The organism is Roseobacter sp. S87 (genome assembly GCF_055693285.1).
In genome coordinates, this window is the sequence record NZ_JBVFTR010000004.1 from 863,646 (window position 1) to 876,269 (window position 12,624).

Sequence of the window (12,624 nt, forward strand, 5' to 3'; positions counted from 1 at the left end):
GCACATCCGCAGGGGGCTTTTTTTGGGGCTTCCGGCGCTCAGCGGCGCTCTTTGAAACTCAGTCCGATGAATTCCGGGGTGTGATCGCCGAGACCGACCACGGTGTTGCCGCCGCGATCATCACCGTCATTTCCACGGCGTCCGCGGCCACGTCCACCACGGCTGCGTTTGCGCGGCTCTTCGGTGTCCCGTTTGGTGTCATTATCCGCTTTTGCCTCAGCGGGTGCTTTTTCCGTCCCGGACACGGTTTCAGCGGGCGCGGTGTCCGCCGCAGGTGTTTCCGCCTCGTCTTTGTCCTTGCGCCGGCTGCGCGATCTGCTGCGCTTTGGCTTTTCGTCTGACTTTTCAGCCTTCTCCGACGGTTCCTCGGCAGGTTTGCCGCCACCCAGCGGGTTGTCGAGACGCGGTATCTCGCGCTGCACCAGGTTTTCAATGTCGGTGAGGTTCTTTTCGTCACGCGGCACGCAGATCATGATGGCTTTACCATCGCGTCCGGCACGACCCGTCCGGCCAATGCGGTGCACATAGTCTTCGGCATGGCCCGGCACGTCAAAATTGAACACGTGGCTGACCGATGGAACATCAAGACCGCGGGCGGCCACGTCAGAGGCCACAAGGAACCGCAGTGTGCCGTCCCGGAAGCCGTCAAGCGTTTTGGTCCGCTGGCTCTGGTCCAAGTCGCCGTGGATCGGTGCGGCGTCATATTTGTATTTTTTCAGTGACTTGGCGACGATATCCACATCCGTTTTCCGGTTGCAGAAGATGATCGCATTGGTGCACTTTTCGCCCTCGGCATCGATCAGGGCACGCAGCACTTTGCGCTTTTCGGTCCCTTCGCGGTCCCGTCGGGACGCTTTGAACATCAGAACGCCCTGTTCAATGTTCTCGCTGGTGGTGGCCTGGCGGGCAACTTCGATCCGCTCAGGCGCAGAAAGGAAGGTGTTGGTGATCCGCTCGATCTCCGGCGCCATGGTGGCCGAAAAGAACAGGGTCTGGCGGGTGAAGGGCGTCAGGCTGAAGATGCGTTCGATGTCCGGGATAAAGCCCATGTCGAGCATCCGGTCTGCTTCATCCACCACCATGATCTGCACACCCGTCAGCAGCAGTTTGCCGCGTTCAAAGTGGTCCAGCAGACGGCCGGGCGTGGCAATCAGCACGTCCACACCTTTGTCGATGAGCTTGTCCTGTTCCTTGAAGGATACGCCACCAATGAGCAGCGCTTTGGTCAGCTTCAGGTGTTTGGTGTAGGTGTCAAAGTTCTCGGCCACCTGGGCCGCAAGTTCCCGCGTGGGGCAGAGCACCAGACTGCGGGGCATCCGCGCGCGGGCGCGGCCACGGGCTAGCAGGGTGATCATCGGCAGGGTAAAACTCGCCGTTTTGCCGGTGCCGGTCTGTGCAATGCCCAGAACGTCCTTACCTTCCAGCGCTGGCGGAATGGCACCAGCCTGGATCGGTGTGGGGGATTCATATCCCGCCTCGTCAATGGCTTTCAGGACTTTTGGGTTCAGATTCAGGTCAGTAAATTTTGTCATATGTGTCCGATATTTGCGGACACAACCTGGCCCGCTGCAGCATACATGTCAGCCCGAATGGCCAAAGGTGCGACCGGTGTCGCGACATGCTGCGCGTCCATAACAAGTGTTGCCTTCCGGGTCAAACAGGATGGCAGTCGCAGATGCAGCGCCGGGAAAATGCCGCAGCACTGTGTCTTTGTGGCCGGTCGGAGCGCGCAGGTCTGTTCAGACCATCATTTCCTTGGTCGCTGTCAGGCGTACGTCGGGGTAATCGCGTTCGACGCGGTCGATGTCCCACTGCAGACGCGTCAGGTAGACGACATCGCCATCATGATCATGGGCGATGTGCTGTTTGTTTTTATCGGCAAACGCATCGACCGCCTGTTTGTCACCGTTCACCCACCGGGCGGAGGTGAACTGTGATCCCTCGAAACGCACCGGCAACCCGTATTCCAGTTCGATCCGGCTCGCCAGCACCTCAAACTGCAGCTGTCCGACAACGCCCACGATGAAACCGGAGCCGATGGAGGGTTTGAAGACTTTCGCCGCACCTTCCTCAGCGAACTGCATCAGTGCTTTTTCCAGATGTTTGGCTTTCATCGGATCGCCCGCGCGCACGCCCTGCAGCAGCTCCGGCGCAAAGGACGGAATGCCGGTCACGCGGATCGCCTCGCCCTCGGTCAGGGTATCGCCGATACGCAGCTGTCCGTGGTTCGGGATCCCGATGATATCGCCGGCCCAGGCCTCTTCGGCCAGTTCGCGGTCGGATGCCAGAAACATCACCGGGTTGGTGATGGCCATGGGTTTTTTGCTGCGCACATGAGTCAGTTTCATGCCGCGGCTGAAGTGTCCGGAGGCCAGCCGCACAAAAGCAACCCTGTCGCGGTGTTTGGGGTCCATATTCGCCTGCACTTTGAAAACAAAGCCGGCAACCTTGGGTTCTTCGGGCAGAATCTGGCGGGGCTCTGCCGACTGGATCTGCGGCTGCGGGCCATAGTTGGCGATGCCGTCCATCAGTTCCTTGACCCCGAAGGAGTTGATCGCCGAGCCGAACCAGATCGGCGTGAGAGACCCTTCATGCATCGCTTCCATATCGAGCGGGGGCAGCAGTTCGCGCGCCATCTCCAGATCTTCGCGCAGTTTTTCAAGAAGGTCCGCGGGCACGTGTTCCGTCAGAGCAGGATCATCCAGCCCGTTGATTTCGATGGATTCAGCCACCCGGTTCCGGTCTGCCCGGTCCATCAGTTCCAGACGATCCCGCAGGATGTCATAACACCCGATGAAATCCCGCCCAACACCGATAGGCCAGCTTGCCGGGGTGACGTCTATTGCCAGATTTTCCTGAATTTCGTCAATAATTTCAAAAACGTCCCGGCTTTCCCGGTCCATCTTGTTACAGAAGGTCAGGATCGGCAGGTCCCGCATCCGGCAGACTTCAAAAAGCTTTTGCGTCTGGCTTTCAACACCTTTTGCACCGTCGATCACCATAACGGCCGCATCTACGGCGGTGAGCGTGCGGTACGTGTCTTCGGAGAAGTCAGAGTGGCCGGGTGTGTCCACCAGATTAAACCGGAATTCGCGGAAATCGAACGACATGGCGGAGGCTGAAACGGAGATCCCGCGGTCTTTTTCCATCGCCATAAAGTCAGAGCGCGTTCGCCGCGCTTCGCCTTTGGCGCGGACCTGGCCCGCCATCTGGATCGCGCCCCCGAAGAGAAGGAATTTCTCGGTCAGGGTCGTCTTGCCCGCGTCCGGGTGCGAGATGATCGCAAAGGTGCGGCGGCGCGCGATTTCGGGCGGCAGGTCAGGGCGGTTTCGGGCGTTATCCAGCATGGGCTGCGTATAGGTTAAGCCCCCGGGTGCTGCAAGCATGTGCTTGGGGCAGCAGCTGATTCCACCGCCGGCCGTTTCCCGGCGCCGTCCGGGGGCATCTGTTGCACGACCGTGGACAATCCCTGAGCAGCCGCCGCACTGATCAGCAGGAGCCGACGTTCGCGGCAAATAATGGCAGAATCGGGGCAGAGTGTGGCTTTACCGTGGCGGCAGCCGCGTGCTAACTGAGCACGTGTTTTACTGAGTTTGTATGGGTTAAAGTACGATGAAAAATATTCTGGCGCTCGTCGCAGCGGCTTCTATCTCGGCGATGTCTGCTCAGGCAGCCACGCTCACAACAATCGATATTGAATACTTTGGCTCGACCGGCGACGGCGATCTGAACCTGGCCGGGGCCCGTGCAGCCCAGGCTGCGTTTGCCGGGGAAAGCATCATCGGTGGTGACGATTTTGAACGGTTCACAGCCTGCCCGGCGGATAATTGCACGGCGACCAATTTCACCGGCGACTTTGCTGCCTATGAGCATCTTGGTACAGGTGCCGGCGGCAGCTCCGTTGTTGGGCCGAAAGATCAGGCCGTGATCCGGGACCGTTCGCAGTATGGCCGTTTCAATACAACCGCCGGCGGCAGCCAGTACCTGGACAGCAACGACAACAGAGGCATCCGCATCAACACCGGTGCGGTTTCAGATCTGTTGTTTGACCGGATCAGTTTTCTGCTGATGGACGCCGACGATGTGGGCAGCCTTGAATTCAACATTGCCGTTGGCGGCGAAGTTGAAGGCGACACCCTGATCGTGCCTGATATCGGCGGCGCACCGACCGGCGGGCCGAACGGCAGCCTGTATCTCGTGACATTGCTCTTCAGCGACAGCGTCTCTGACGTGACCGTCGATCTGTTCAATGATGCTGCAGAACGTGACGGTTTTGGCATCGATGATGTCGTCGGGTCGGTCAGCGCCGTACCACTGCCCGCCGCGGGCTGGATGCTGATGGCAGCTTTCGGGGGTCTTGCCGCCATGAAGCGTCGGCGCAAGGCAGCCTGATCACACAGACATATGCAGCGGAAGCGGCGGCCTTCAGGGGCCGCCGTTTTCTTTTGGATCAGTCGTAGGCCGCGTCGACGATAATTTCGACCTTCAGCTCGGGACGGGCAAGTTTTGCCTCTCCACAGGCGCGGGCAGGTGCGTGGCCCTCGGGCACCCATGCGTTCCAGACTTCATTCAGCCCGGCGAAGTCGCTCATGTCCGCAAGCCAGATCGTTGCCCGCAGCATTTTTTTGCGAGAGGACCCTGCATTGATCAGCAGTTCGTCCAGACGACGCAGGCATTCGGTGGTCTGTTCCTGAATGGTGTCGCCTTCGCCCACCTGTCCTGTGATATAGGCAACGCCCTGGTATTTCACGATTTTCGAGGAGCGTACGCCGGTATCAATCCGTTCAATCATTCTTTCTGGCCTTTCTGCGGGTAATGCCGCCTGCATGGACGTTTCTGTGCGTCAGAGCAACCACTGATGCCGCCAGGAGAGGCGAAACCCCGCTGACGAGCCGGACGGATCCGTCTCCATGGCCCCCGTCGCCTTTCTCTGGTCACCGGGGCGGGAGAGGTGTTAGTCAGAACCGACGCATAACAGGGAGTACATCATGGATCTGGGAATCAAAGGTAAACGCGCGGTTGTCTGCGCCTCGTCCAAAGGGCTGGGTCTGGGATGTGCAGAGGCACTGGCGGCCGCAGGAGTCGATCTGGTGATGAACGCGCGTGGCGCTGACGCGCTGGACGCAGCAGCAGAGGCCATCCGCGCCGAATACGGTGTGAATGTCACTACCGTTGCAGCTGATGTTTCGACACCCGAAGGCCAGGCGGCGCTGACGGAAGCGGCCGGTGATGCGGATATTCTCGTCAACAATGCGGGCGGTCCGCCGCCGGGCATGTGGCATGACTGGGACCGCGAGGATTTCATCAAGGCGCTGGACGCGAATATGCTGGCACCGGTGGCGCTGATCAAAGCGCTGGTGCCCGGCATGATGGAGCGTGGCTGGGGCAGGGTGGTCAACATCACCTCGCAGTCGGTCAAAGCGCCTATTCCCGTGCTGGGGCTGTCGAATTCGGCGCGCGCAGGACTGACCGGTTATGTGGCAGGCACCAGCCGCCAGGTCGCAGGCTCGGGCGTGACGATCAACAACCTGCTGCCCGGCATTCACGCCACCGACCGTGCCGATGCACTGGATGGTGCTGTGGTCAAAGCGCAGGGCATTTCGATCGACGAGGCGCGCGCCAACCGTGCCGCTACGATCCCCGCAGGCCGCTATGGCACGCGTCAGGAGTTCGGCGCGACCTGCGCGTTCCTGTGTTCGCAGCATGCAGGGTTCATCGTCGGACAGAACCTGCTGCTGGACGGTGGTGCCACCAACGCCACCATCTGATCCATGCCCGAACTGCTGAAGGATCAGCTCTTTAACGCAGAAACCGTCGGGCTGGTGGCCAGTGATTTTGAGCGCGGCGTGCCCGGTTTCGACCGGGCGCGGTTTGTGCAGGATGCGCTGGCGGGTTTTCCCGAGCGCGAGCTGATGGCGCGTCTGGACTGGCTGGCCGATTGCGCCGAAGCGCAGTTGCCTGCCGGCTTTCCGGAGCTGGCGCCTTTGCTGCATGCCTCAATGGCGCCGCGTCTCGACCCGACGCTGAAGGATGACGACTTTGGCCGGTTTGTCTTTGCGGTGCCGGGCATTCTGGCGGCGCGCCACGGGCTTGAGGAGCACCGTGAAATGGCGATGGGGGTGCTCTATGAGGCGACCCAACGCTTTTCGATGGAGTTCTGGGTCCGCGATTTTCTGGTCCGCTGGCCCGAGGAAACGCTCGCTGATCTTATGGCCTGGGCAACGGATGACAATTATCACGTGCGCCGGCTGGTGAGTGAAGGCACCCGTCCGCGGCTGCCCTGGGCCAAAGCCGTGGGGCTGAGCCCCGAGCAGACCCTGCCGCTGCTGGACAGACTGGCCGGAGACCCGACCCGCTTCGTGACACGGTCCGTGGCCAACCATCTCAATGACCTCAGCCGCAGCGTGCCGGAAATGGTAACAGACCGTCTGGGCTCCTGGCGCGATGCTGGTCGTCAGCCCGACAAAGAGATGGCCTGGATGACGCGGCACGCGCTGCGCACGCTCATCAAAAACGGGCACGGCGGGGCTATGGCGCTGCTGGGATATGATCCGGAAGTGCCTGTGAAGGCTGAACTTTCTGTGGATACGCCCGGGGTCACAATCGGTGAGCATCTGAAGTTCACATGCCGGCTGGATGCGCAGACGGATCTGCCGGTTATCGTGGATTACCGGCTTACCTTTGCCCGCCCGGGCGGCAAAACGGGTGAAAAAGTCTTCAAGCTGAAACAGAGCGCTGTGTGTGCGGGTAAGACCCTGGAGCTGAAAAAGTCGCATCATCTCAAGGGGAATGCCACGACCTTCCGGCTTTATCCCGGAACGCATCACCTGACGCTGCAGGTTAACGGGCGTGACAGGGCAACCGCGTCCTTTGAGGTCACGGCACCCGACTGATCACCGCCTGATCACATTCCTGGCAGCAGATGGATGCCGGGCTGGTGCGGTGCCATCTGCCGCGCTAGCTCTGGGCAAACCAGGAATGGAATACCACTCATGCAAACCACCATCCTCATCCTGTCTCTTGCGGGCATAATCCTTCTCAGCATCGTCGCCGCCCCCCGGCGCGTAGGCGCGGAGGGTTTTTTCAGTGGTCGTGGTGAAACCGGCGAAGCGCCGGGCCTCTGGGTGCTGGTACTGAGCCAGGTCACTACCTGGATTTTCGCCCGTTCACTGATGAATTCCGCCATTCTGGGATATTACTACGGCATGCCGGGCACGCTGGCCTACGCCGCTTATTACGGTTCCTTTCTGACGGGCGGGTATATTGTCGGGCATCTGCGCAGACGCGGGGCGCGTTCCGTGCAGGACTGGCTGAACGATGAATTCGGGCGCATTGGTGCGGGCTGCTACAACGTGGTGATCGGTCTGCGGCTGCTGTCGGAGGTATTTGCCAATCTTCTGGTGGTCGGTCTGATTTTTGACGCGGTTGCAGGGGGCGGCGGAACCATTGCGATTGTGACTGTGTCCCTGCTGGGGCTGGCCTATTCCGCCTGGGGCGGGCTGTCTGCGGCACTGCGCACGGATGTGGTCCAGATGGTGCTCTTTCTGGTGGCGTTCGGCATTGCCTTTCTGGCGCTGGTGCTGACGCCCGGCTTTTCGCCGATAGCGGTGATGACAGCGCCCGGTGTGGCGGGCAGCTGGAACGGCTGGGTGCTGCTGGCAGTTGCTGCCCTGCAGGTTTTCTCTTACCCGGCGCATGATCCTGTGATGATGGACCGTGGGTTTCTGGCCGACGCAGAGACCACGCGGCGCTCCTTCCTGCATGCGTTCTGGATTTCCACGCTTTGCATCATTGCCTTTGGCGTATTTGGCATTCAAGCAGGTCTGGCGGGTGCAGAATATGAGGGCGAACTGATCGGCACATGGGGGGTGATGTTCCCGCCCTGGGTGTTCATGCTGCTCATGGTGTCGCTGCTGGTATCCGCGCTCAGCACACTTGATTCCGCGCTTGCCTCTTCGGCCCGTCTGGCGGTCGAGGAGCTGGGTCTGGCGGCACGCAGCCTGACGGGCGGGCGACTGGTGATGGCGCTGGTGATGGTTGCGGGCCTGGCACTCACGCTCTGGGGCAATGCGACGCTCTTTGATGCGGTTGCGGTGTCGGGCACGGCCTCGATGTTCCTGAGCCCGGTGATCGTCGTGGGTCTGGTCCTGCGCAGACCGGTGGCGCTCTGGGCCTACCTGGTGGCCTATGGTGCCGCGCTGGCCGGGGCCTTTGCCTATTTCGCACGCAGCTGGCCGGGGGTCGCTGCACTCCTGCCGGAGGGGCACAAATACGAGCAGTTGTTCGTCATCTGCGCTGTGGTTCTGGTCACTGGTTTTGCCGCGGTGCTTGCGGGCGCGCGGAAGGGCTGATAGCTCCGGGCCTGAGTAAATCTGTCGGATATCCGGAGCCCGCCCTTGTCCCAGCCCGCCCCGAGGCTCGAGATCAGAAACCTGCGCCGTGCCTTTGAGGGCCGCGCGGTGGTGGATGATGTCTCGCTGAAAATCATGCCGGGGCAGGTGACCTGTCTGCTCGGACCGTCAGGCTGCGGCAAATCCACAACCCTGCGCATGATTGCCGGGGTCGAAATGCAGGACAGTGGCGAAATCTATGTCGACGGCAATCTGATCTGCGACACCATTTTCCGCGTGCCGCCCGAACGGCGCGAGATCGGGCTGATGTTTCAGGACTTTGCGCTTTTTCCGCATCTCAGCGTAGCGGACAACGTGGCCTTTGGTCTGCGCCAGGGCTCCAAAGCGGAAAAACGCGAACGGGTGGAGGCGCTGTTGCAGCGCGTGGATCTGCTGCGCTTCATTGACGGGTTTCCACACCAGCTTTCCGGCGGGGAGCAGCAGCGCGTGGCGCTGGCCCGGGCGCTGGCGCCGAAGCCGCGCATCATGCTGATGGACGAACCCTTTTCCGGCCTCGACAACCGTCTGCGGGATGGCATTCGGGACGAGACCCTGACGATCCTCAAGGAAGAAGACACCGCGGTGCTGCTGGTGACCCACGAGCCCGAAGAGGCCATGCGCATGGCGGACGAGATTGCCCTGATGCGGGACGGCCGGATTGTGCAGCAGGGCGCGCCCTACAACGTCTATACGCGGCCCGTGGACCGGGCGGCGGTGGCCTTTTTCTCGGATGCGAACGTCCTGCGGGCCGAAGTATCCGGTGCGCTGGCCCAGACACCTTTTGGCCGGTTTCTGGCACCGGGTGTGCCCGATGGCACAGCCGTAGACATCGTGTTCCGGCCCCAGCATGTGCGCATCGATTTTGACCGTAACGGGACGGGTCCGCTGCCAACGGCCAGCGATGGTACGGCGGCCCGCGGTGTGGTCCAGCGCGCACGGTTCATGGGCAACGAGAGCCTGGTCGAATTCCGTATGGATTATGACGGCTCCGTGCTCCGCGCGACGGTGCCCAATGTGTTTCTGCCACAGCCGGATACGGTCATGTGGCTGACGATCCGGCGTGACCGGTGTTTCGTTTTTGCAGCCTGAGGAGGGTCTGATGCAGCGGCTTCTGGTGGAATTCGGGATGGGGACTTCGCTCCGGCGGGGCGACTACACCCAGGCAGCGGTGCGGGGCGTCAAAGACGCGCTCTGGCACAATTCGATCAACCTGGCGGAGCTTTTCGGGTTTGAGAAAACCGACATGAAAATCATCGTGGACATTGGTGTGCAGCAACCGGATCAGGTTGATGTCTCCGAGGTGATGGCCGTCTTTCCCTATGGCGATGCGCAGGTGCGGGTTCAGCGCGGCGGGCTGGACGCACCCAGGCCGGAAGGCGAGGGCAATCCGACCATCATGGCTAATGTGGCGCTGACCGTGGGTTTTGACATGGAGCGCACCGATGGCTGAACAGCGCCTGATCATTGAAATGGGCATGGGCAACGACCTGCATGGCCAGGATTACACAAAAGCCGCCCGCCGCGCGATTGAGGACGCCTTCAGGCATTCGTCGCTGCCGCTCTTCGGGGTGCTTGATCTGCCGCACAGCGAGATGCGCGTGCAGGTGACGGTTGGTGTGCAGGACCCTGATGCCGTGGATGTCGAAGTGCTGCAGGCGTTTCTGCCCCGGGGCCGTGCAGAAGTACGGGTCGTCCATGGGGGGCTGAACGTTGAAACAATCGCCGGGGACCCCATCGTAGTGGCCCAGGCCAGTGTCGAAGCCTTCCTGCCGCCGCAGACCGGCTGGACCCTGAAGAACAAGTCCTGAAAGGACCCCGGAATGACCGACAGTTCGAGCGCCATCATCCTGCATAACTACCCGCAGTCGCCCGTGGCCGAAAAGGCGCGTATCGCGTTTGGCATCAAGGGTGTCGCGTGGCACGACGTGGAAATCCCGCGTCTGGCCCCCAAGCCGATGCTGACGCAGCTGACCGGTGGATATCGCCGCACACCGGTGATGCAGATCGGGGCGGATATCTATTGCGACAGCGCCTGCATCATCCGCGCACTGGAAAACCGTTTTCCGGAGCCGACTTATTTCCCGACGTCGGAGGCCGCGATGATGTGGGCGGCCAGCCGCTGGACCGATGGCGCGCTTTTCGATCTGGCGGTGAAGATCGTGCTGGGCTCTGCGGGGGAAAACCTGCCGGCGGATTTCGCAGCAGACCGCGGGCGGCTCTATCTGGGGCCGGACTGGGCTGCGGGTCTCAAAGCAGCCAACGCGGCGCTGCCCCACCTGGCCGCACAGATGCGCGCACCGATGGGGTGGCTGAATGAGCAGCTGTCAGATGGGCGGGCCTATCTGCTGGGCGAGGCTGCCGCCGCAATTGATGCACAGTTCTATCATGTTGTCTGGTTCATTCGTGGCCGGTGGGTGCAGGGGCCGGAATTCCTGTCTGAATTCCCGCATCTGGAACGCTGGGAACGCAACGTCGCGGCCATCGGCCACGGGTCCGTTTCGCCCATGACGCCCGAAGAGGCGATCAAAGTGGCTGCCGGCTGTGAGCCGCAGGAGCCCTCCGGTATGGACCAGCTGGACCCACAGGGCATCCGGCCCGGCACCGGAGTAACCGTGCACCCGGACGTTGATGGCGGTGAACAGGGCGTGGCCGGCATCGTGACCTATGCTGATGCAGATACCATCACCATCGCGCGGCGCGACGACGTGGCTGGAAACCTTGCCGTGCACTTTCCGCGTGCCGGTTACAGGGTCGAGGTTGACGCCTCATAATCCGCAAGGGTTTTGCCGGGCTCGTCGACAAAGAGTTCCGGCAGCGCTTCCGCGGTCTGAATGAGATCGACGCGGAACACCCGGTGGGCTTCGCGCAGCTCGCACCAGACGGTCAGTGTCCAGACCCGCCCCCAGTATTCCATGTGCAGGGGGCGCACGGTGCGCATCGTGACCGCGCCCCCGATGGACGTATAGGTCAGGCGCAGTTTCTGCCGGGCGCGGATTGCAGCCCGCACCGTGGGCATATGGGCAAAACCCCGTGCTGCATCGGCAAAAGGATAGACCGCAAATTTCCAGGCATCCGCATCTGCCACAACCTGCTCGGGCAGAACGGCGTCGACCTTTTCCGCCAGACTGAGGGCGGCGGCCTTGAGGTCCGGGTCTGCGGCTTCTCCGACGATGGCCATGCCCAGATTGAGCGCCTCCAGCTCGGCAACCGTGAGGTTCAGCGGGGGCAGGGTGATCGCGGCGGTGATCATATAGCCTACGCCGCGCTCGCCCTCGACGGGCACACCGGATGCCACCAGCGTGTCCATATCGCGGTAAATCGTGCGCACCGACACCTCCAGACGCTCCGCAATGTCCTGCGCGCGGTGCAGTTTGCCGTCGCGCAGGATCTGGATGATGTCGAAAAGGCGGTCGGTGCGGCGCATGCTACTCCTGTTTCATGGAAAACCGGATCGGGGCGTGGCGCATGATGACGGTCTCTGCATCGATCAACGACATCATCGGGCCAGCTTCGGGCAGGGCCATCACATCGGCAGCTGTGTCTTTTGCAACCTGCATGGAGGTCCAGGTGATGTGGTCTGTCCACAAACCCGTTTCATCCACGCTCAGCGTGCGCGACAGGACAGCACCTGTGTTTTTGAGGAAAGGGGTTATTGCATCAGCTGCTGATGTGAATTCCGCGGGATCCGCGCCCTCTGCAAGGCGGAAGGTCACGATTTCAGCCACGGGTGTTTCGCCCCCCGCACGTGCCGTATCGGCAGCAGCAAGAGCAACAAGAGCAGTGGCAAGAGTGGTAAAGCGCATTTTTCGTCCTTTCGTTTGCGTCTGATGCGCTTTTGACAGGGTGCAACTGACATAAACCTGTCAGTTGAGTTTGGCGAGGGGCAATTTTTCACCCGCTTCGGTCTCTGAAAGGCGTGCGCCGGGGCTTTCGCGCTTCTGTCATGCGGTCTGATTGCCTAAACCAAGAGGTGACTGACCCGCCCGGACCGGGCGCGACCTTTTTTGGGAGAGATCAAATGTTGAACAATATCGGCCTTCCTGGCCTTCTGCTGATCGCCGTTGTGGTGCTGGTTCTTTTCGGCCGCGGCAAGATTTCCAGCCTGATGGGTGAAGTGGGCAAAGGCATCACTTCGTTCAAGAAGGGCATCAACGAAGGCCAGGACGAGATCGCAAATGCCTCCGAAGAGGCCAAGGACATCACGCCCGAGACCGAAAAAGACAAGGTCTGATCC

Annotated in this window: 14 protein-coding genes; 9 read left to right on the forward strand and 5 right to left on the reverse strand. The window is 61.4% G+C overall.

Annotation, left to right across the window (positions count from 1 at the left end):
• Positions 1 to 38: 38 nt before the first annotated feature.
• Both ACZ1HA_RS05110 and ACZ1HA_RS05115 read right to left on the reverse strand, forming a co-directional pair.
• A complete protein-coding gene (locus ACZ1HA_RS05110; protein ID WP_472713113.1) occupies positions 39 to 1,532 on the reverse strand; it encodes a DEAD/DEAH box helicase in 1,494 nt (497 codons plus the stop codon).
• A gap of 207 nt (positions 1,533 to 1,739) precedes the next feature.
• Positions 1,740 to 3,347 (reverse strand): peptide chain release factor 3, encoded by a 1,608-nt coding sequence (locus ACZ1HA_RS05115; RefSeq protein ID WP_375228075.1) that lies wholly within the window; start codon positions 3,345 to 3,347, stop codon positions 1,740 to 1,742.
• A gap of 265 nt (positions 3,348 to 3,612) precedes the next feature.
• Between ACZ1HA_RS05115 and ACZ1HA_RS05120 the strand changes: the two genes are divergently transcribed.
• On the forward strand, positions 3,613 to 4,392 hold the full coding sequence (locus ACZ1HA_RS05120) for a VPLPA-CTERM sorting domain-containing protein (protein ID WP_472713114.1): 780 nt from the start codon (positions 3,613 to 3,615) through the stop codon (positions 4,390 to 4,392).
• A 58-nt stretch (positions 4,393 to 4,450) separates the two neighbouring features.
• On the opposite strand, the gene ACZ1HA_RS05125 is transcribed toward ACZ1HA_RS05120, so the two are convergent.
• The gene (locus ACZ1HA_RS05125) at positions 4,451 to 4,792 is read right to left on the reverse strand and encodes a RidA family protein (protein ID WP_375228073.1); all 342 of its coding nucleotides are present in this window, start codon (positions 4,790 to 4,792) and stop codon (positions 4,451 to 4,453) included.
• Positions 4,793 to 4,988: 196 nt separating this feature from the next.
• On the opposite strand from ACZ1HA_RS05125, the gene ACZ1HA_RS05130 reads away from it, so the two are divergent.
• The 7 genes from ACZ1HA_RS05130 to ACZ1HA_RS05160 all read left to right on the forward strand — a co-directional run bounded on the left by ACZ1HA_RS05130 (position 4,989) and on the right by ACZ1HA_RS05160 (position 11,161).
• Complete coding sequence (locus ACZ1HA_RS05130) at positions 4,989 to 5,768, forward strand: SDR family oxidoreductase (protein WP_375228072.1); 780 nt, start codon at positions 4,989 to 4,991, stop codon at positions 5,766 to 5,768.
• A gap of 3 nt (positions 5,769 to 5,771) precedes the next feature.
• Positions 5,772 to 6,893 carry a DNA alkylation repair protein gene (locus tag ACZ1HA_RS05135; protein WP_472713115.1) on the forward strand — a complete coding sequence of 374 codons (1,122 nt, stop codon included), beginning with the start codon at positions 5,772 to 5,774 and terminating at the stop codon, positions 6,891 to 6,893.
• Positions 6,894 to 6,992: 99 nt separating this feature from the next.
• Positions 6,993 to 8,351 (forward strand): SLC5/6 family protein, encoded by a 1,359-nt coding sequence (locus tag ACZ1HA_RS05140; RefSeq protein ID WP_472713116.1) that lies wholly within the window; start codon positions 6,993 to 6,995, stop codon positions 8,349 to 8,351.
• A 45-nt stretch (positions 8,352 to 8,396) separates the two neighbouring features.
• Positions 8,397 to 9,479 carry an ABC transporter ATP-binding protein gene (locus tag ACZ1HA_RS05145; protein ID WP_472713117.1) on the forward strand — a complete coding sequence of 361 codons (1,083 nt, stop codon included), beginning with the start codon at positions 8,397 to 8,399 and terminating at the stop codon, positions 9,477 to 9,479.
• A 10-nt stretch (positions 9,480 to 9,489) separates the two neighbouring features.
• The gene (locus ACZ1HA_RS05150; RefSeq protein WP_472713118.1) at positions 9,490 to 9,840 is read left to right on the forward strand and encodes a Lin0512 family protein; all 351 of its coding nucleotides are present in this window, start codon (positions 9,490 to 9,492) and stop codon (positions 9,838 to 9,840) included.
• Positions 9,833 to 10,198: a Lin0512 family protein gene (locus ACZ1HA_RS05155; RefSeq protein WP_472713119.1), complete on the forward strand. Its 366-nt coding sequence runs from the start codon at positions 9,833 to 9,835 to the stop codon at positions 10,196 to 10,198. The genes ACZ1HA_RS05150 and ACZ1HA_RS05155 overlap by 8 nt, the downstream gene beginning before the upstream one ends.
• A gap of 12 nt (positions 10,199 to 10,210) precedes the next feature.
• Positions 10,211 to 11,161, forward strand: coding sequence for a glutathione S-transferase family protein (locus tag ACZ1HA_RS05160; RefSeq protein ID WP_472713120.1), 951 nt, complete (start codon positions 10,211 to 10,213; stop codon positions 11,159 to 11,161).
• On the opposite strand, the gene ACZ1HA_RS05165 is transcribed toward ACZ1HA_RS05160, so the two are convergent.
• Together ACZ1HA_RS05165 and ACZ1HA_RS05170 are read right to left on the reverse strand one after the other, a co-directional pair.
• Positions 11,134 to 11,814 carry a helix-turn-helix transcriptional regulator gene (locus ACZ1HA_RS05165; protein WP_436399477.1) on the reverse strand — a complete coding sequence of 227 codons (681 nt, stop codon included), beginning with the start codon at positions 11,812 to 11,814 and terminating at the stop codon, positions 11,134 to 11,136. The genes ACZ1HA_RS05160 and ACZ1HA_RS05165 overlap by 28 nt on opposite strands.
• Position 11,815: 1 nt before the next feature.
• On the reverse strand, positions 11,816 to 12,193 hold the full coding sequence (locus ACZ1HA_RS05170) for a hypothetical protein (RefSeq protein ID WP_472713121.1): 378 nt from the start codon (positions 12,191 to 12,193) through the stop codon (positions 11,816 to 11,818).
• 215 nt (positions 12,194 to 12,408) lie between these two features.
• Here ACZ1HA_RS05170 and tatA point away from each other — a divergent pair, with 215 nt between their 5' ends.
• Positions 12,409 to 12,621, forward strand: a complete 213-nt coding sequence (gene tatA / locus ACZ1HA_RS05175; protein ID WP_375228064.1) for a twin-arginine translocase TatA/TatE family subunit — start codon at positions 12,409 to 12,411, stop codon at positions 12,619 to 12,621.
• Positions 12,622 to 12,624 lie beyond the last annotated feature (3 nt).

Coding starts and splice junctions, on each gene's coding strand:
- ACZ1HA_RS05110 (WP_472713113.1), bottom strand. CDS start 1,532: ATGACAAAATTTACTGACCTGAATCTGAACCCAAAAGTCCTGAAAGCC.
- ACZ1HA_RS05115 (WP_375228075.1), bottom strand. CDS start 3,347: ATGCTGGATAACGCCCGAAACCGCCCTGACCTGCCGCCCGAAATCGCG.
- ACZ1HA_RS05120 (WP_472713114.1), top strand. CDS start 3,613: ATGAAAAATATTCTGGCGCTCGTCGCAGCGGCTTCTATCTCGGCGATG.
- ACZ1HA_RS05125 (WP_375228073.1), bottom strand. CDS start 4,792: ATGATTGAACGGATTGATACCGGCGTACGCTCCTCGAAAATCGTGAAA.
- ACZ1HA_RS05130 (WP_375228072.1), top strand. CDS start 4,989: ATGGATCTGGGAATCAAAGGTAAACGCGCGGTTGTCTGCGCCTCGTCC.
- ACZ1HA_RS05135 (WP_472713115.1), top strand. CDS start 5,772: ATGCCCGAACTGCTGAAGGATCAGCTCTTTAACGCAGAAACCGTCGGG.
- ACZ1HA_RS05140 (WP_472713116.1), top strand. CDS start 6,993: ATGCAAACCACCATCCTCATCCTGTCTCTTGCGGGCATAATCCTTCTC.
- ACZ1HA_RS05150 (WP_472713118.1), top strand. CDS start 9,490: ATGCAGCGGCTTCTGGTGGAATTCGGGATGGGGACTTCGCTCCGGCGG.
- ACZ1HA_RS05155 (WP_472713119.1), top strand. CDS start 9,833: ATGGCTGAACAGCGCCTGATCATTGAAATGGGCATGGGCAACGACCTG.
- ACZ1HA_RS05160 (WP_472713120.1), top strand. CDS start 10,211: ATGACCGACAGTTCGAGCGCCATCATCCTGCATAACTACCCGCAGTCG.
- ACZ1HA_RS05165 (WP_436399477.1), bottom strand. CDS start 11,814: ATGCGCCGCACCGACCGCCTTTTCGACATCATCCAGATCCTGCGCGAC.
- ACZ1HA_RS05170 (WP_472713121.1), bottom strand. CDS start 12,193: ATGCGCTTTACCACTCTTGCCACTGCTCTTGTTGCTCTTGCTGCTGCC.
- tatA (WP_375228064.1), top strand. CDS start 12,409: ATGTTGAACAATATCGGCCTTCCTGGCCTTCTGCTGATCGCCGTTGTG.